This window comes from Roseibium limicola (assembly GCF_017313085.1).
Classification (GTDB): Bacteria; Pseudomonadota; Alphaproteobacteria; order Rhizobiales; family Stappiaceae; genus Roseibium; species Roseibium limicola.
This window is the reverse complement of sequence record NZ_JAFLNF010000009.1, coordinates 78,926-97,214: the sequence shown is the minus strand read 5'-3', so window position 1 is coordinate 97,214 and position 18,289 is coordinate 78,926. Positions and strand designations below refer to the sequence as shown.

The following is an 18,289-nucleotide window of genomic DNA, read 5'->3' as shown; positions in this document are numbered from 1 at the left end:
CAGCATTGGTGCTAGGCTGTCAAAGCCGGAGGCGTATGGCAGCCCTTGTGTCTTCCCCGCCATCTGGTTAAGGAAAAATACGGGACCCGCGAGATCTTCGCATGTTCGGTATGGTGCAACCAGTGTGGTTAATGACAGATCAATAAAGGCAAGGGCTTAGAAGATGGGAAAAAAGAAGCCGGTCGTTGTTGTGACACGCAAACTGCCCGAAGTGGTTGAAACCCGCATGCGGGAATTGTTCGAAACGCGTCTCAACGAGAGTGACCGCCCCTACACCCAGGCGGAACTGGTTGAAGCCATGCGTACCGCTGACGTGGTGGTTCCGACCGTGACGGACCGGATCGACGGCGCCGTGCTGTCCCAGGCTGGTCCCAATCTCAAGCTGATCGCCAACTTCGGCAATGGCGTCGACAACATTGATGTGCTCACTGCCAACAACCGGGGCATCAACGTCACCAATACGCCCGGTGTGCTGACGGAAGACACCGCCGACATGACCATGGCGCTGATGCTGGCTGTGCCCCGGCGCCTGTCTGCCGGCATTCAGGCCCTTGCAAACAACGAGTGGTCCGGCTGGTCGCCGACCTGGATGCTTGGCCACCGGATCTGGGGCAAGCGCCTCGGTATCATCGGCATGGGCCGCATCGGACAGGCCGTGGCGCGCCGCGCCAAAGCGTTCGGCATGTCGATCCATTATCACAACCGCCGCCGCGTACCGACCGACGTGGAAGAGGCCTTGGAGGCCACCTACTGGGAAAGTCTCGACCAGATGCTGGCCCGCATGGATGTGGTGTCCGTGCATTGTCCGCACACACCCGGCACTTTCCATCTTCTGTCTGCGCGGCGTCTGAAGCTGCTCAAGAAGGACGCCTATATCGTCAACACCGCGCGTGGCGAAGTGATTGACGAGAACGCCCTGATCCGTCTGCTGGAAAACAATGAGCTGGCCGGTGCAGGTCTGGATGTGTTCGAGCATGAACCGGCGGTCAATCCGAAGCTGGCCCAGCTGGAAAATGTCGTGCTTCTGCCGCACATGGGCTCGGCCACCATCGAGGGACGCATCGAAATGGGCGAGAAGGTCATCATCAATATCAAGACCTTCATGGACGGCCACCGTCCGCCGGATCGCGTCCTGCCCTCCATGCTGTGACCTCGACGGCCCTGATCCCCGCTGCCGATCTGTCCCACCTGAAACATCAACCTGGTGGGGCGGAATGGCTCCGGCATTTGCCAGGTCTTTTGCAGGTGATGCTGGCGCGATGGTCTCTTGAGATCGATGGCGCGACCTTCGGCGGCGGGAGCGTGTCCCATGTGGTTCCGGTTCGACAGCATGGGCTGCCAGCCGTTCTCAAACTGCAATTTCCCCACCCTGAGTGCAGGCATGAGGCCGATGCGCTGGCCCTGTGGAATGGCGATGGTGCCATCCAACTGCTGGATCATGACGCTGAGCGCCACGCCCTGCTGCTGGAGCGCTGTGAGCCCGGCAAGTTCCTTGCGGACGCGGAGCTGGCCGATCCGATGGTCGTGGCAGCGGAACTGCTGAACAGTCTCTGGAAGCCGGCCACAGCGCCTTTCACATCGCTGCAATACGAGGCACAGGGCTGGCGCACAGCGCTGAAGGTTGCAGAAGCCACAGCAACGGAAGATGAAGCGCTTCTGATCAGAGCTGCGCTTCAAAAGCTGGACAGTCTTCTAACCTCTTCTGAAGAAAGCATTTTACTGCATCAGGATTTGCACGGGCATAATATTCTCTCCAGCATCCGGCAGCCATGGCTGGCAATTGATCCCAAACCTTTAGCCGGCGAAAGAGCGTTTGGCCTGGCACCTTTGATCCGCAGTTTCGAATTTGGCGAAACACGGCAGGATCTTTTTGGACGCGTGCGGCGCCTGTGCCAATTGCTGAATGTCTGTGAGGAGAGGGCCGTGTCGTGGACAATCGCCCAGACCATGGCCTGGAGCTTCGACAGCTCCTATGGTGCCCGGCACCGCAGAACGGTGCGCTGGCTGCTGGAGGGCTAGCTGCGGTATTTCTTCCAAAGCGCATCGTCGGACATTTTTGCAATGAAAGCCTGATGCGCCGCGTATTCGGCAACAATATCGGGTCTCTGCAAGGGAGATGGCCGCTGACGGGCATTGAACGGACCCAGCTTACCCGGTTCGTCGCTCAGATCGGTTGAGGAATTGTCTTCCTCCTCATCCGGAGACAGGATCAAGGCCCGCTGTTTGCCGCCCTTCAGCTCAAGATAGACTTCCGCCAGAATTTCCGCATCGAGCAACGCCCCGTGCTTCACGCGGCGAGAATTGTCGATCCCGAAGCGGGAACAAAGCGCATCGAGCGAGTTCGGACCGGAGGGAAACTTGCGACGGGCCAGTTCCAGCGTATCAACAACCTGAGAATTCGGGATCGGTGGCATGCCGATCTTTCCCAATTCCATGTTGATGAAGCCCATATCAAAGGCAGCGTTGTGAATGACCAGGGTCCCGTCACCGACAAAATCGACGAATTCCTTGGCAACTTCCGCAAATTTCGGCTTGTCGGAGAGAAATTCCGCTGACAGCCCGTGAACCTTGAACGCGCCTTCCGGCATGTCGCGTTCCGGATTGATATAGACGTGATAAAAATTGCCCGTCGGAACGTGATTGATCAGCTCGACGCCGCCGATCTCAACCAGCCGGTCACCGGTGCGCGGATTAAGTCCGGTGGTTTCCGTATCGAAGGAAATTTCTCTCATGGGTCGTCATCCTTGGCTCTTGCCCCACTGTGCAGGGATCGAAAGTCAGAACAAGAGGCATGAAGTGTCTTTCCCCTGTGCCTTTGCCTGAAGCGTGAGCTGAGCCCTTGTTTGGCCCGGTCATCATCATGACATCGGGGCAATTGCCCGCAGACAGGCTTCCACCTGGCGCTCAGCCAGTTCAAGACCCAGGCCCGTGTCGATAAGAAAGTGAGCACGAAGACGCTTTTCCGCATCCGGCATCTGTTTGGCGCGGAGCGCCTCGAACCGCTCGAGGCTCATGCCTGACCGAGCCAGAACCCGCTTCTTCTGAATGTCCGCAGAGGCTGTCACGACAACGCAGAGATCCACACGATTGCGGCCACCGGTTTCAAACAGCAGCGGGATGTCCAGAAGCACAGCACGGCGCCCGTGCCGCTCGGCCTCAGCCAGGAAGGCCTCTTCCGCGTCGCGCACAAGCGGATGCACGATTTCTTCCAGCCGGGCGAGGGCAGGCTTGTTGCCAACAACCATTTCCCCCAGCAGCCCCCGATCGACACTGCCATCGCGGGTACTGCCGGGAAAGGCTGCCTCGATCATTGGAACGGCCGGACCGGCATAAAGCTGATGAACCGTGCGGTCAGCGTCATGCACGGGAACGCCGCGCCGGGCGAACATGTCAGCCGTGGTGGATTTTCCCATTCCGATGGATCCGGTCAGACCGATACGGATCATCCATTGGCCTCCAGATCATCGAGAATGACCTGGCGCAGCGCCTCGTCGACTTGTGGACGAACACCGAACCAGCGCTCAAAGCCGGGCACGGCCTGATGCAGCAACATACCAAGCCCGTCGACGATCCGGTTGCCTCGCGCCTCTGCCTGCTTCAGCAGCTCGGTTTTCAACGGCACATAAATCGCATCCGTGACGATTGCCGACTTCGGCAGATTTTCCAGATCGATTTCCAACGGTGGCTTCCCCGTCATACCCAGCGATGTGGTGTTGACCAGCAGATCGGCTGTCCCCAGCTTCTCCCCAAGCTCATCCAGAGAATGGGCAATCGTTCCAGTACCGAATTCATCGGCAAGTTTTTGCGCATTAGAGATGGTCCGGTTAAAGATATGCACGGTTTTAATACCCCGCTTCAAAAGCGAGTAGATGACGGCGCGCGCTGCTCCTCCGGCCCCCAGAACAAGGGCAGTTTCCACGGCTTTATCCCAGCCTGGAGCATATTGGTCGAGGTTGCTCAGAAAGCCGATCCAATCGGTGTTGGCCCCGTTCAGGGCACCCTTTTCATCGACCCACAGCGTGTTGACTGCTCCCATGGCCTGGGCTGCTTCATCCAGATGATCACAGGCTTGGGCGGCGGTTTCCTTGTGCGGAATGGTAACATTCCCACCAATCAGACCGGAGTTGGCGAAGTCTTTGTAGAAGTCCAAGGCACCTTCCGGTTCGACAGCCTGTCGGCCATATTCCCCTTCAAGCCCGTGTTTTTTCAACCAATAGCCGTGAACCAACGGCGAACGGGAATGGACGACGGGCCAGCCGGTGATCGCTGCACGACGGATTTCACTCATGATTCAATCACCTGAAGCGCACGGAGCTGGTCAAGCAGTGGCAGCATGGGCAGTCCGAGAATTGTAAAATAGTCGCCATCGATGCGCTTGAAGAGTTGAACGCCAAGGCTTTCGAGCTGATACCCGCCAACGCTGCACAGAATATCGTCGCCCGCATTCGCCAGATAGTGGCCGATGAAGGCAGGAGACAGATCCCGCATGGTGAGCCGGGCAATTGAGGAATGCCGCCAGATTGCGGCACCGTCGCGCGAAATAACCACGGATGAAATCAACTCATGGGTTTTGCCGGACAAGCTTAGAAGTTGGCGTCGAGCCGCCTCCATATCGTCCGGTTTGGTGAAGCGCTGTTCATTGAACGCCAGGACCTGATCGGCACCGATCACCAGATCGCCGGCGCGGCGTTCGCTGACATCATTTGCCTTGGCTTCTGCGAGGATCAGAGCCAGATCTTCAGGCGTCGCGCCACTTTTCAGAAGCGGTGCTTCGACAGCGCGCTCATCAACATCGGAAGGGCAGACTTCAAAGTCCAACCCGGCGTTGCGCATCAGATCACCACGGATCCGACTGCCACTGGCCAAAACCAAAGTCATGAGTTCTCCCTTACGTTTACTCGGTTGTTTCGGTGTCGGAGTCATCAAGTCCATCCGAACCGCTCAACACCTTATGATCTCTGTACAATGCCATGATCTCTGCCGCGGTTTCCTCGATGGAACGCCGCGTCACATCGATCAGCGGCCAGCCGCGATCCGCGCAAAGCCTCCGGGACATGGTGATTTCGCGGGCGATTTCCTGCCGGTTCACATAGGTGTCGTTGTAGGTCTCCGAATTGAGCGACAGCACGCGGTTCTGGCGGATCTGCTGGATCCGTTCCGCCGAGGCGATCAATCCAACGACCAGCGGGCCCTTCAGATTGTTCAATTGGCGGGGAATGGGCAGGTCCGGAATAAGCGGCACATTAGCCGCCTTAATTCCACGGTTCGCCAGGTAGATGCAGGTCGGGGTCTTGGAGGTACGTGACACACCGACCAGAACGATATCAGCCGAGGTCAGATCTTCACCGATCTGACCATCGTCATGCATCATTGTGTAGTTCAGCGCTTCGATCCGCTGGAAATATTCCGCATCAAGCTCATGCTGACCGCCAACCCGGTGGGTTTTCGTGACATTCAGATAGCTCTGGAACACCGCAAAGACCGGATCGAGAATATTTACATAGGGAACGCCGAGCTCGCGGCAGGTCCGCTCAAGCCGTTCGCAGATTTCACGATCAACGAGCGTGTAGAGCACAATCCCCGGCGCCGCCTCGATATCCGACAGGACACGGTCCAGCTGCTTGTGTGTTCTGACAAGGGGATAGACGTGCTCGATCTCCTGCACATTCTCATATTGAACCGTCGCCGCACGGGCCACGGTCATGAGGGTTTCACCGGTCGAGTCAGATACCAGATGCAAATGGAAGTAGCTGCGGGTCTTATTCACTTAACTATCCCCAATCCTGTGCGGACTGGGGATGAAACGGCCATTTTCCGTCAGGACCCAAAAGTTGTCCGCGTTAACCCTTTTTTATGAACAGCACAGGGTTGTTAAACGAGTCCCGCCGAAACGATAACGGTCCCATGTGGATTAACAGATTGGCTCAATCATTCCCACAGGTGATCCACTATTGCCCAATTTGTTAACGAGACCTTAACAAACCGATAAGCTGCTCTATCTATTAGCCTTATCGACTTATCGACTCCTGTGGAGGATAACTTGTCCATAAGTACGCGACATTTTATCCCGGAAAGAGCTGTTGTGTGATCGATTGTGGACGGTCATTGATCCCTGCAATCCACTCCCAAATAAAAGAAACAGATTCAAATTAAGAATCTTATTTGATTTGGAATGTTAAGAAAGGGGCCTCGCCTCATGAAATCCGAAGACCGTTCCGTGATGCGTGTTCTGGCAGGAGAAAAGCTCTGGCCCCCCCCCGTCTGGATGATGCGCCAAGCTGGACGTTACCTTCCCGAATATCGGGAAGTCAGAGCCAAATCGAAGGACTTCCTGTCGTTTTGCTACGATCCGGACCTGGCAACGGAGGTTACTCTCCAGCCGATCCGCCGGTATGGCTTTGATGCGAGCATTCTGTTCTCGGACATCTTCGTCGTACCGGACGCCATCGGGTATCCGGTCTGGTTTGAAACAGGTCGTGGACCGGTGTTGAAACCTCTTTCTCACGATCTTCTTGATCGTCTGGAACAGGATCGTGCCGAGGATCATCTTAAACCGGTGATGGAGACTGTTTCGCGTCTTCGAGCTAGCTTGCCTGATGAAACAACGTTGCTGGGCTTCTGTGGGGCTCCCTGGACCGTGGCATGCTATTCGGTGGCCGGTCATACGACCCAGGATCAGATTGCCGCCCGTGTGGGGGCTTATCGCGATCCTGAACTTGTTCAACGCTTCATTGACGAACTGGTTCAGGCTTCGATCAAATATCTTATCCGGCAGCTGGATGCGGGCGCCGATGCACTGCAGATCTTCGACACCTGGGCAGGGGTTCTCGATGATGCGGGATTTGAGCGTTGGTCGATCAAACCGACAAAGGCAATCGTTGAAGGGGTGCGGGCCGCGCGGCCTAACGCCAAGATCATCGGTTTTCCGAAAGCTTCAAGTGGCCGCCTGAAACGCTATATCGCGGAAACGGGTGTCAACGCCGTCGGACTGGACTGGACAGCGCCGGATGAGGTTGCTCTGGATATTCAGAAACAGGTTCCCATTCAGGGCAATCTGGATCCGATGCGGCTGGTTGCCGGCGGCCGAGCTCTGGACGAAGGCGTTGACCACATCCTCAAGACCTTTGACAAAGGGCCTCTAATCTTCAATCTCGGGCATGGGGTGACGCCGGACGCGGACCCCGACAACGTTGCCCGGATGATTGAACGGGTAAGAGGGGGATAATTTATGGGTGTTTACGAGTGGGTGAAATCGCTGCATGTGATTGCAGTGATCGCCTGGATGGCTGGCATGCTCTATCTGCCGCGGCTGTTCGTCTATCATGCCGAGGCAGTACCAGGTTCAGAGAAATCTGAAACCTTCAAGGTGATGGAACGTCGTCTTTTGAAGGCGATCATCAATCCGGCCATGATTGCAACGTGGGTCTTTGGATTGTGGGTTGCTGTTGAAATCGGAGCATTCAGCCAGGGTTGGTTTCACGCAAAACTGACTTTGGTTCTGCTGATGTCCGGTTTGCATGGATATCTGAGCGGATGTGTGAAGCGCTTCGCTCGAGATGAGAACAAGAAGTCTGCGAAATTCTATCGAATTCTTAATGAAGTCCCGACCGTACTGATGATCCTCATCGTCATTTTGGTCATAGGCAAACCGTTTTAAGATAGAAGACCTTCGGCGCGCTGGCATGAAAACTGCCCAGTGTGCCGAAAGTCGTGTTGCAAATGAAATTTAAATCTCTTATGTTCGCTTTCACTGACTGCCGGAGACACATTCTGTTTCGCATTTAAGCCCGGCAACGGCGTCTGACAGAAACTGTCCTGACACAGACCAACCCGGCAGTATCTCAGCATACCCTTCTCTATTCGCTTCTGACTTGCGAACCATTGCGAGCTTCAGAAGTTCTTTCCAGAACAATCATCACACTTATCTTCAATCAGACCCCTATCGATGCGGGAAATGAAACTTAAAGATCTCAAAGAAAAGACCCCGACCGAACTCCTGCAATTTGCTGACGAGTTAGAAGTCGAAAACGCAAGCACCATGCGCAAGCAGGAGCTTATGTTCGCAATTCTGAAGAGCCTTGCTACTCAGGATGTCGATATCATCGGTGAGGGCGTTGTTGAAGTTCTCCAGGACGGCTTCGGCTTTTTGCGCTCGCCGGATGCCAACTACCTTCCCGGTCCGGACGATATCTATGTATCGCCATCCCAGATCCGGCGGTTTTCGCTGCGAACTGGCGATACGGTTGAAGGTCAGATCCGCAGCCCCAAGGAAGGCGAACGGTACTTTGCCCTTCTGAAGGTCAACACCATCAATTTTGAAGACCCGGACAAAGCCCGTCACAAGGTTCACTTTGATAACCTGACGCCGCTTTACCCCGATGAGCGCTTCAACATGGAACTTGAGGACCCGACCAAAAAGGACCTCTCTTCCCGTTTGATCGATCTGGTCGCGCCGCTTGGCAAGGGCCAACGTGCCTTGATCACTGCGCCGCCGCGGACCGGTAAGACGATGTTCCTTCAAAACATCGCCAAGTCCATCACGAAAAATCATCCGGAATGTTATCTGATCGTTCTTCTGATCGATGAGCGCCCGGAAGAAGTGACGGACATGCAGCGCACCGTGAATGGTGAAGTTGTGTCATCGACCTTCGATGAACCTGCTTCCCGCCACGTGCAGGTTGCCGAGATGGTCATCGAAAAGGCCAAGCGCCTGACCGAGCATGGACGCGATGTGGTTATCCTGCTGGATTCCATCACGCGATTGGGTCGCGCCTACAACACTGTCGTACCGTCTTCGGGCAAGGTGCTGACCGGTGGTGTGGATGCCAACGCCCTGCAACGTCCGAAGCGTTTCTTCGGTGCGGCACGTAACATCGAAGAGGGTGGCTCGCTCACCATCATCGCGACCGCGTTGATCGATACCGGTAGCCGTATGGACGAAGTCATCTTCGAAGAGTTCAAGGGAACGGGTAACTCCGAAATCATCCTTGACCGGAAGATCTCCGACAAGCGCGTGTATCCGGCCATCGACATTCAGCGATCCGGTACGCGTAAGGAAGAGCTTCTGGTTCCGCCGGAGCGTCTCAAGAAGACCTTCGTGCTGCGCCGTATCCTCAATCCCATGGGAACCGTGGATGCGGTGGAGTTCCTGCTCGACAAGCTCAAGCAGACAAAGTCCAACGACGAATTCTTCGAGAGCATGAATACCTGATTACAGGGTTGGCTCACGACAGGAATGATGAAGGCGCGGCGATTGTGGAAATCACCGCGCCTTTACTTTTGATTAAGAGATGTTTCACGTGAATCCACCTGATTGAATCGGAAGCGTATTGGACGACGAGCCATGAACAGCATTACCCTGGAAACTGCGCGGCTTGTCTTGCGTCCCTGGCAGGCCAGCGATCTCGTCCCATTCGCCGAGATGAATGCTGATCCGCAGGTCATGCGGTATTTTCCAATGACCCTGAGTACGGCCGAAAGCGATGCTTTGGTGGCACGTGCCGAGGACAAGGCCAAACGCGACGGCGTTTGCTTTCAGCCTGTGGCGCTGAAGGAGACTGGTGAGTTTCTCGGGTTCGTAGGCTTGTCGAATCCTGCCTATAATCCTGCGTTGCCATTTATGCCCTGCATGGAAGTCGGCTGGCGGCTTAAGCATTCTGCTTGGGGACATGGCTACGCCACTGAGGCAGCCCGGGCCTGGATTGGATTCGGCTTCGAAACACTGGCGCTTGAAGAGATTGTCTCATTCACAGCGAGACTCAATCTGCCCTCGCGACGGGTGATGGAGCGCTGTGGAATGTCCTGTGATGCGGTCGATGATTTCCGGATGCCAGGTCTTGATCACACACATCCCTTGTCAGCGCATGTGCTTTACCGGCTTCGCCGCGCGGAATGCCCGACGGTGCTTTGAAGACCGTCGGGCCAGAGGTGGTGGTGCCTCTCGGGTTAATTCGACAACAAGGCCGCAAGATCTTCTGAGGATTGCACCGGGGCCGAGCAGGTTCCCTCGCGACAGACGTAGGCTGTGGGTTTTCCATCAAGGGCTGTCTTTCCATGGGCTGGATGATCAGCAGGAAAGTCGTGTGACTGGCTGACAATCAGAACCGCATTGGCCGGATCATTGTGAGCGTCCAGAACGACGCTGAAAGGATTCGGCTCCGTATCATTCGGTCGAATGATTACGATGAGTTTCCCGTGCATTCTTGTGTCGAAGGCCGCCAGAAGGGAGGCGGTTGCAAAAACGTTTTTCGGAACCTCTGCGGCGATGGTGATGAAAATGTCATCCGCCAGTTCTCGGTACGCCGGATCACCGGTCATCGCATAGAGTCGGCTGAAGGCGCTGGCGGCCTGGGCATTGGCATTGGGCACTGCTTCGTCAGCAATGGAGAATGGGCGCTGGATCAGAGCTTCGGCATTTTGCGCCGTCATGAAGTAGGCACCTTGTTCCCGGTGATAGGATGCTTTGAGTGCCTGTCCAAGCCGGGCCGCATCCTTCAGATAGCGTGATGCCTGGGCGGGCCGGATTTCTGCCAGCGTGAGGGCAGCTTCCATCATGGCGGCATGGTCGGATGCAAAGCCGGGGAAGACCATCTCTCCGGCGCGCCAGGAGTGGGCCAGGTGGTCGTCGCGACACATGGTCTGCATGATGAAGTCATAAGCGCGCACAGCCGCGTCGATATATGATTCACGTGAAACAGAAGCCCCCGCGCGGGCCAAGCCGATGATCGCCAGAGCGTTCCAGTCGGCGAGGACCTTGTCATCCTGCTCGGGTCTGATGCGCGCTCCACGGCGTTCCAGAAGCTTTGCGCGCAGGCTGGCGAGATAGTCCTCTTCTTCTGTCGGAAGCAGCCCGACCTTCAACCGGTTGAGGATGGTCACGCCTTCCCAGTTTCCAGACGGATGAACGTCATAGGCGTGGGAGAAGGTGAGGCCATCCTCCTTGCCGAGAACTTCTGTCACTTCTTCGGCTGACCAGACATAGAAGCGGCCTTCGACGCCTTCGCTGTCTGCATCGAGGCTTGAGGCAAAGGCGCCGCCTTCCAACTGCATCTCTTCGATCAGCCAGTCGGCCGTTTCCTCGATTCGGCGCCGAAACAGCTCATCTCCCGTGGTGCGATAGGCGATGGCCAATTGAGTGAGATACTGACCATTGTCATAGAGCATCTTTTCAAAGTGCGGTGCCAGCCAGAGATGATCAACCGAGTAGCGGGCAATGCCGCCACGCAGGTGGTCATAGATGCCGCCGTTGGAGATTTGCTTCAGCGTGTGGAGGAAGGCCTGATGTGCTGCTGCGTTGTCACTGCGCAGGGCGACACGCCAGATCAAGTCCATGACCGATGCCTGGGGGAACTTGGGCGCGCCGCGAATGCCACCGTGCTGAGGGTCGAACAGGCTGAGCATCTTTTCACCGGCTGCCAGGATCAGGCCGACATCCATCTCGGCCTTTTCAGAGGGTTTCGGTGTGATCGCCTGCATCAAGCCGGACCGGTTGGTCTCGATTCGGTCGCGATCCGATTTGTAGGTGTTCGAGACGGACTCCAGAACCTGGACGAAGGAGGGTCTGCCCCATTGAGCGGTTTTTGGAAAATAGGTCCCGCCCCAGAAAGGTTCACCCTTGGCGGTCAGGAACATGGTCAGTGGCCAGCCCCCCTGTTCGCCCAGAGCATGCAGGGCGCGCATGTAGATCTGGTCGATGTCGGGGCGCTCCTCGCGGTCCACCTTGATGTTGATGAACAGCCGGTTCATCACCTCTGCGGTGTCCGGGTCTTCAAAGCTTTCGTGTGCCATGACGTGACACCAGTGGCAGGCCGCATAGCCGACGGACAGCAGGATAGGCTTGTTCTGCTCCTGCGCTGCCTGCAAGGCTTCGGGCCCCCAGGGATACCAGTGGACTGGATTATCCTTATGCTGAAGCAGATAGGGGCTGGTCGTTTCGGCGAGGCGGTTTGCGGTCATGGGCACGGTCTTTGTCTTTTGGCCCGGGCAGGGCGTGGACGAGATGGGTTTTCTGGTATACCCGGCGGTACGGCATCCGATGCCTGATTGAGTATATAGGTCTTAAACTCCCGAAGCGGTGGCCCGGTTCTATGGTTGATACGATTTTTGCCTTGTCGAGTGGGGCGGTTCCTTCCGGCGTTGCCGTGATCCGGCTGTCAGGACCCCATGTGCGAGAGGCTCTCACTGCTCTCATCGGCATAGTGCCAGCGCCGCGGCAAAGCAGTTTGCGCAAGCTGAAGGACCCGGCGAGTGGCGATGTCATCGACGAGGCGCTGGTGTTGTTCTTTGCCGGGCCGGCGAGCTTCACCGGTGAGGACGTCGCCGAACTGCAATGTCATGGTGGTCGTGCGGTCGTCGCCCGGCTGCTGGAAGTCCTGTCCGGGCTTGAGGGCCACCGGCCGGCAGAGCCGGGCGAGTTCACCCGTCGGGCCTTTGACCGGGGCCGGATGGATCTGACCGAGGTCGAAGGCCTGGCTGACGTGATCGCAGCGGAGACGGAAGCGCAGCGCAAGCAGGCTGTGCGGCAGATGGGCGGGGCGCTCGGCAAGCTCTATGAAGGCTGGCGCAAACGGCTGATTCACATGCGGGCGATGGTCGAGGCGGAGTTCGATTTCGCCGATGAAGAGGATGTGCCGGGCAGTGTTGCGGATCAGGTCTGGCAGCAGGCGGGTGAGCTTGCCTGCGATATTCAAGACCACCTGGAAAAGTCCCGTAGCGGGGAGCGTCTGCGCTCCGGCCTTCAAGTGGTTCTGATGGGACCGCCGAATGCCGGCAAGTCGAGCCTGCTGAATTCGCTTGCCGGACGTGAGGTGGCGATCGTCACAGAGGAAGCCGGGACGACCCGTGACGTGTTGGAAGTGCATCTGGATCTCGGGGGCTATCCGGTCACTCTGGTTGATACCGCAGGCTTGCGCGAAGAGGCTGGCCGGGTGGAACGGGAAGGTATCAGACGGGCGCAGGATCGTGGCCGTGCTGCCGATCTTATCCTCTGGGCACGGGAGCCGGGCGGACCTTCCCCGGAGCAAGCCGGAGACGTTTTCGGACCGGTCATGCGGGAAGACGTTTCGGTATGGACAGTCTGGACCAAGGCAGATCTTGAGACTCTTCCGAAACAAGACTCTTCCGGAACGATCAAGGAAATCCGCACATCTTGTGAAGAGGACGGCGGCGTTCAACCCTTGTTGGAGGCGTTGACCGGATTCGCAAGTGAAATGATTTCACTCGGAGAAGCCCCGCTCGCAACCCGACAGCGGCACCGGCATTTCCTCAAGGATTGTTCGGATGCTCTGGGGCGGGCGGTGACGCTGTCCCATCTTCCGGGAGAGTTGCGGGCGGAGGAGTTGAGGCAGGCCGCAGACGCGTTGGGTCGGATCACCGGGCGGATCGATGTGGAAGATCTGCTTGATGTGATCTTCCGGGATTTCTGCATCGGCAAGTGAGCTGTTTCACGTGAATCATCCTGCAGGGGCCGGTGGGGCGGTCGCTGGTGTTTCACGTGAATCATGGAACGGGCCATTTGCGTGAAGGTCTCGTGTCTCGCCCGCTGTCACGGCATGGCAGATCTGCAGGGTTGCACGGGGAAACTCTTTGACCCTTGGGCTTGTGGAATTTATAAGAGAGGCGACTGAGGCAGTTGTTTGCGTGTTGTTTTGGCGGCTGCCTCGCAGATGATGTTTGTAGGGTTGAGCCCGAGGGCTCCCCAATTCCTTTTCAGTAACCGGACAGCCTGAACTGCAAGGTGGCAGCGTTGGGGTTATGTGTCCGGTTCGAGATGGCGGTACAACGAATGACGGGAACGTCTCTGACTTATGATGTGGTGGTGATCGGCGGTGGACATGCTGGCTGTGAAGCGGCAGCGGCGTCTGCGCGGCTTGGTGCGCGCACGGCTCTGGTGACCCACCGCTTCGAGACCATTGGGGTGATGTCGTGCAACCCGGCCATCGGCGGTTTGGGCAAGGGGCATCTGGTGCGTGAAATCGATGCGCTTGATGGCCTGATGGGTCGGGTGACCGACAGGGCGGGGATCCAGTTCCGCATGCTCAATCTGCGCAAGGGGCCGGCGGTGCGGGGCCCTCGCGCTCAGGCCGACCGCAAGCTGTACCGGGAAGCCATGCAGGCCGAAATCCGCGCTCAGGAAAACCTGACGGTGATTGAAGCGGAGGCCGACAGTTTCGAGTTTGCCGATGGGCAAATCACCGGCGTCGGGCTGAAGGATGGCCGGGTGGTCACGACGGGATCGGTCGTACTGACGTCCGGCACCTTCTTGCGCGGGCTGATCCACATTGGCGACAAGCAGATCCCGGCAGGTCGTTCCGGTGAGGCTCCTGCCATGGGGCTTTCATTGTCCTTGGAAACCATCGGGTTTGAGCTTGGCCGTCTGAAGACAGGCACCCCGGCACGCCTCGACGGCCGGACCATTGATTGGGACAGTCTAACCGTACAGCCGGGTGATGACGTTCCGGTGCCGTTTTCAACGTTGACGGACAAGGTGGATGTGCCGCAGGTGCCGTGTCACATCACCCGCACCACGCCGGAAACCCATCAGATCATCCGCGACAACATTCATCTCTCCGCGATGTATTCCGGCGAGATCAAGGGAACCGGGCCGCGCTACTGTCCGTCGATTGAGGACAAGATCGTCCGCTTTGGCGACCGCGACGGGCATCAGATCTTTCTGGAGCCGGAAGGTCTGGATGATCACACGATCTATCCGAACGGCATTTCGACCTCGTTGCCGGAGGATGTGCAGATTGCCTTCTTGCGGACCATTCCGGGTCTGGAGAAGGTGGAGGTATTCCAGCCGGCTTATGCGATTGAATATGATCATGTCGATCCGCGTGAACTCTCTTCCACATTGGAAGCCCGCAAGATGGGCGGACTGTTTCTCGCAGGACAGATCAACGGCACGACAGGCTATGAAGAAGCAGGTGCTCAGGGCTTGCTGGCGGGGTTGAATGCAGCGCTGAAGGCACAGGGGCGGGAGCCCTTCACGGTGGACCGGAGCCAGGGTTACATCGGCGTGATGATTGATGATTTGATCACCCGAGGAATTACCGAACCCTATCGGATGTTCACCTCGCGGGCGGAATATCGTCTGTCACTGCGGGCTGACAACGCCGATCAGCGGCTGACCCCCCTTGGCATTGCTCTGGGCTGCGTCAGCGAGACACGTCGAGTCGCCTTCGAAACGAAGCTTGCCGATCTTGAGGCAATGACAGTTTTGCTGAAGTCGTTGGTCCTGACACCTGCGGAGGCTCAGAGAAAAGGCCTGACGATGAACCAGGACGGCATCCGCCGGTCAGCCTTCGAGCTGCTGTCGTATCCGGATATGACCTTTGAAAAGCTTCAGACTGTCTGGCCGGGTGAGCTGGGTGCGGTTGATCCGAAGGTTGCTGAGCAGGTCGCTATTGATGCGCTATATGCGGTTTATCTTCAGCGACAGTCTCAGGACATTGAAGCGCTGCGGCGGGATGAGGCTTTGGCGATTCCGGCCGGGTTTGATTTTTCGGCGCTTTCGGGCCTGTCGAATGAACTCAAGCAGAAGCTTGACAAGGTTCGCCCTGCCACCCTGGGGCAGGCTTCGCGGGTTGAAGGGATTACCCCGGCTGCGTTGATGTTGGTGCTGTCTCACGTCAAACGGCAGCAGGCCCAGAGAGGAGCAGCCTGATGAGTTTTGCACAGCAAGTCACAGGTAGTTCGCACGATGTGCATAACTATGGGGACGTTTCACGTGAAACAATTGAGCGTTTGCAAATATACGTTGACCTGGTTCTGAAGTGGCAGCCGGCGCAAAATCTCATCGCTCCTTCGACGATCCCGGATATCTGGGAACGGCACGTGATCGACAGCCTCGGCACCAAGTGGGCGGTGCCTGACGCGAAGACCTGGGTCGATATAGGAAGCGGCGCAGGGTTTCCGGGGATCGTTACGGCTATCCTTCAAGCCGATGATCCAGATTCGCATGTCCACTTCATTGAAAGCAATCAGCGCAAGGTGGCCTTCCTGCGAACGGCTTTGCGGGAGACTGGAGCCAAGGGAACCGTGCATCCCGGGCGTATCGAGTCGGTTGCGAAATCATGGGAACATGGTCCAGTCGAGGCTGTTTCAGCACGGGCGCTGGCCAACCTGGATCTGCTCTTGAACCTGAGCGAACCGTTCTGGCGCACAGGCGCCACTTGCGTTTTCCACAAAGGCCAAGATTTTCAACGAGAAGTTAACGAAGCGTCTCAACGTTGGACGTTCGATCTGGTAGAAAGAAACAGCCTAATAGATTCAACGAGCCGGTTGCTTCTTCTTTCAAATATTTCTTCCCGGCAGATTTAAGTAGGGGTGCGGTTCCATGAGCATGCTTCCAGATAATCCCCGCGTGCTGGCGCTTGCAAATCAGAAGGGCGGGGTGGGCAAGACCACGACCGCCATCAACCTGGGAACGGCTCTTGCTGCTATCGGCGAGAAGGTTCTCGTTATCGACCTGGATCCGCAGGGCAACGCCTCTACCGGCCTTGGTATCGAGCGGCGTGACCGCGGCCTGTCGACCTACGAAGTCTTGTCTGGAGATTGCGGCCTGGATGAAGCGATTATGGAGACGGCGGTTCCGCGTCTCTGGGTTGCCCCGTCGACCATGGACTTGCTTGGACTTGAACTGGAGATTGCCTCCAGTGCTGATAGGGCTTTTCGTCTGCGCAGTGCTGTCGAGGGATTGACCCAGTCGTCGCTGTATCGGGAGCTGGGCTTTACCTATGTTCTTGTGGACTGTCCGCCATCGCTTAACCTTCTGACAATTAATGCTCTTTCCGCATCTCACTCGATCCTTGTGCCGCTGCAGTGCGAGTTTTTCGCCCTGGAAGGTCTCAGCCAGCTTCTCAGCACTGTGGAGCAGGTGCGCAATGCATTGAACCCGGAACTGACCATCCACGGCATCGTCTTGACCATGTATGACAGCCGGAACAACCTTTCGGCTCAGGTCGTTGCGGATGTGCGCGAAACCATGGGGGATGCGGTCTATGAGACGGTTATTCCGCGCAACGTGCGTATTTCCGAAGCACCGTCCTACGGCAAACCGGCACTGCTTTACGATCTCAAGTGCGCCGGCAGCCAGGCCTATCTGCGTCTTGCCTCTGAAATCATTCAGCGGGAGCGGGATTTGCGCAAGGTGGCAGCGTAAACTTGCAAGACGATTCGGACCCGGTCTGACCCACAGGGTTCTCATTCCTGTTTCTGCGGCGCCCCTCATGTGCGCGCCCAGCTCGATCACAAGAACAAAAAAGGTTCGCCATGGCGGATGATAGCAGCAAAAACAAACGACTCGGGCGTGGTCTTGCCGCGCTGATTGGCGATTCGGCCATGCAGGAGCCTGCTGCGGCCGAAAAAATTCAACGGGACGTTCGCAGGGTGCCGATCGAGCATCTGACGCCGAACCCGCGAAATCCGCGCAAGACCTTTACGGAAAAGGATCTTGGTGATCTCAGCGAGTCCCTGAAAGCCAAGGGCATCATCCAGCCTATTCTGGTGCGCACCGTTGCCGGTCAGAAAGACCGGTTCGAAATCATCGCCGGTGAGCGTCGCTGGCGGGCGGCGCAGCGGGCTGGCCTGCATGAAGCGCCTATCGTCATTCGGGATGTGACCGATCAGGAAGCGCTTGAGCTTGCCATTATCGAGAACGTTCAGCGGGCGGACCTCAACCCGATCGAAGAAGCCATGGGCTACGATCAGCTGACGGAAGAGTTCAAATACAGCCAGGGTGAGCTGGCGAAGGTGATCGGCAAGAGCCGCAGTCATGTGGCCAACACGCTGCGGCTGCTCAAGCTGCCGAACTCGGTGAAAGATTATCTGGCGGAAGGTCTGCTGACGGCTGGCCACGCTCGGGCACTGATCACGGCAGAAGATCCTGCGGCTCTGGCCGAAATCATTGTCGAGCGTGGGCTGACGGTTCGCGAGGCAGAAAAGCTGGCACAGGATCCCGATGCACTGTCGCCGAAGAACGCTGCCGGCAAGACCAAGCCGGAGAAGGATGCCGATACAAAGGCTCTGGAAAAGCGCCTCGGGGATACGCTTGGGCTGAAGGTTAGCGTCGGTCATAAGCCGGGTAAGGAAAGCGGCGACCTGAAGATCAAATACACCTCCCTGGAGCAGCTGGACGAATTGTGCCGCAAGCTCGGGGTGCAGGTTGGCTGAGGACCCAGCGGGGGTCATTACCCTTGAGAAAATCTTGATTGATTCCATAACGGAATGAATTTCTGTGAAAGCCGGGCGCCGCAATGCGCTCGGATTTTTTATTACGTTATTTATAACA

17 protein-coding genes are annotated in these 18,289 nt (G+C 57.2%); 11 read left to right on the top strand and 6 right to left on the bottom strand.

What is annotated here, in order from left to right:
- The first annotated feature begins 163 nt into the window (after positions 1 to 163).
- Together J0X15_RS18185 and J0X15_RS18180 are read left to right on the top strand one after the other, a co-directional pair.
- A complete protein-coding gene (locus J0X15_RS18185) occupies positions 164 to 1,150 on the top strand; it encodes a 2-hydroxyacid dehydrogenase (protein WP_206943899.1) in 987 nt (328 codons plus the stop codon).
- Positions 1,147 to 2,019 (top strand): aminoglycoside phosphotransferase family protein, encoded by an 873-nt coding sequence (locus tag J0X15_RS18180; RefSeq protein ID WP_206943896.1) that lies wholly within the window; start codon positions 1,147 to 1,149, stop codon positions 2,017 to 2,019. The genes J0X15_RS18185 and J0X15_RS18180 overlap by 4 nt, the downstream gene beginning before the upstream one ends.
- Here the strand turns inward: J0X15_RS18180 and dnaQ are convergent.
- From dnaQ to J0X15_RS18155, 5 genes are all read right to left on the bottom strand, one after another.
- The gene (gene dnaQ / locus J0X15_RS18175; RefSeq protein WP_206943894.1) at positions 2,016 to 2,732 is read right to left on the bottom strand and encodes a DNA polymerase III subunit epsilon; all 717 of its coding nucleotides are present in this window, start codon (positions 2,730 to 2,732) and stop codon (positions 2,016 to 2,018) included. The two genes, J0X15_RS18180 and dnaQ, sit on opposite strands and share 4 nt — an antisense overlap.
- Before the next feature lie 126 nt (positions 2,733 to 2,858).
- Positions 2,859 to 3,446 carry a dephospho-CoA kinase gene (coaE, locus tag J0X15_RS18170; protein WP_206943892.1) on the bottom strand — a complete coding sequence of 196 codons (588 nt, stop codon included), beginning with the start codon at positions 3,444 to 3,446 and terminating at the stop codon, positions 2,859 to 2,861.
- A complete protein-coding gene (locus J0X15_RS18165; RefSeq protein WP_206943890.1) occupies positions 3,443 to 4,288 on the bottom strand; it encodes a shikimate dehydrogenase in 846 nt (281 codons plus the stop codon). Before J0X15_RS18165 ends, coaE begins: the two co-directional genes overlap by 4 nt.
- Positions 4,285 to 4,878 (bottom strand): Maf-like protein, encoded by a 594-nt coding sequence (locus tag J0X15_RS18160; protein ID WP_206943888.1) that lies wholly within the window; start codon positions 4,876 to 4,878, stop codon positions 4,285 to 4,287. Before J0X15_RS18160 ends, J0X15_RS18165 begins: the two co-directional genes overlap by 4 nt.
- 16 nt (positions 4,879 to 4,894) lie before the next feature.
- Entirely contained in the window at positions 4,895 to 5,767 is an 873-nt protein-coding gene (locus J0X15_RS18155; RefSeq protein WP_206943886.1) for a pyruvate, water dikinase regulatory protein, read from the bottom strand.
- A gap of 429 nt (positions 5,768 to 6,196) precedes the next feature.
- Between J0X15_RS18155 and hemE the strand changes: the two genes are divergently transcribed.
- The 4 genes from hemE (at position 6,197) to J0X15_RS18135 (ending at position 9,910) form a co-directional block, all read left to right on the top strand.
- Positions 6,197 to 7,225, top strand: coding sequence for a uroporphyrinogen decarboxylase (gene hemE, locus J0X15_RS18150; protein ID WP_206943884.1), 1,029 nt, complete (start codon positions 6,197 to 6,199; stop codon positions 7,223 to 7,225).
- A gap of 3 nt (positions 7,226 to 7,228) precedes the next feature.
- Positions 7,229 to 7,657 (top strand): protoporphyrinogen oxidase HemJ, encoded by a 429-nt coding sequence (hemJ, locus tag J0X15_RS18145; RefSeq protein ID WP_206943882.1) that lies wholly within the window; start codon positions 7,229 to 7,231, stop codon positions 7,655 to 7,657.
- Between the two features lie 288 nt (positions 7,658 to 7,945).
- Positions 7,946 to 9,211, top strand: a complete 1,266-nt coding sequence (gene rho / locus J0X15_RS18140; RefSeq protein ID WP_206943880.1) for a transcription termination factor Rho — start codon at positions 7,946 to 7,948, stop codon at positions 9,209 to 9,211.
- Positions 9,212 to 9,343: 132 nt separating this feature from the next.
- Positions 9,344 to 9,910 (top strand): GNAT family N-acetyltransferase, encoded by a 567-nt coding sequence (locus J0X15_RS18135; protein WP_206943878.1) that lies wholly within the window; start codon positions 9,344 to 9,346, stop codon positions 9,908 to 9,910.
- A gap of 35 nt (positions 9,911 to 9,945) precedes the next feature.
- On the opposite strand, the gene J0X15_RS18130 is transcribed toward J0X15_RS18135, so the two are convergent.
- On the bottom strand, positions 9,946 to 11,955 hold the full coding sequence (locus J0X15_RS18130; protein WP_206943876.1) for a thioredoxin domain-containing protein: 2,010 nt from the start codon (positions 11,953 to 11,955) through the stop codon (positions 9,946 to 9,948).
- Positions 11,956 to 12,086: 131 nt separating this feature from the next.
- Between J0X15_RS18130 and mnmE the strand changes: the two genes are divergently transcribed.
- From mnmE to J0X15_RS18105, 5 genes are all read left to right on the top strand, one after another.
- On the top strand, positions 12,087 to 13,436 hold the full coding sequence (gene mnmE, locus J0X15_RS18125; protein WP_206943874.1) for a tRNA uridine-5-carboxymethylaminomethyl(34) synthesis GTPase MnmE: 1,350 nt from the start codon (positions 12,087 to 12,089) through the stop codon (positions 13,434 to 13,436).
- A gap of 347 nt (positions 13,437 to 13,783) precedes the next feature.
- Complete coding sequence (mnmG, locus tag J0X15_RS18120; RefSeq protein ID WP_209015447.1) at positions 13,784 to 15,664, top strand: tRNA uridine-5-carboxymethylaminomethyl(34) synthesis enzyme MnmG; 1,881 nt, start codon at positions 13,784 to 13,786, stop codon at positions 15,662 to 15,664.
- Positions 15,664 to 16,320, top strand: a complete 657-nt coding sequence (rsmG, locus tag J0X15_RS18115) for a 16S rRNA (guanine(527)-N(7))-methyltransferase RsmG (RefSeq protein WP_206943870.1) — start codon at positions 15,664 to 15,666, stop codon at positions 16,318 to 16,320. Before mnmG ends, rsmG begins: the two co-directional genes overlap by 1 nt.
- Positions 16,321 to 16,336: 16 nt before the next feature.
- Positions 16,337 to 17,161, top strand: a complete 825-nt coding sequence (locus J0X15_RS18110) for a ParA family protein (RefSeq protein ID WP_206943868.1) — start codon at positions 16,337 to 16,339, stop codon at positions 17,159 to 17,161.
- Positions 17,162 to 17,271: 110 nt separating this feature from the next.
- A complete protein-coding gene (locus J0X15_RS18105) occupies positions 17,272 to 18,171 on the top strand; it encodes a ParB/RepB/Spo0J family partition protein (protein ID WP_206943866.1) in 900 nt (299 codons plus the stop codon).
- Positions 18,172 to 18,289: the final 118 nt, after the last annotated feature.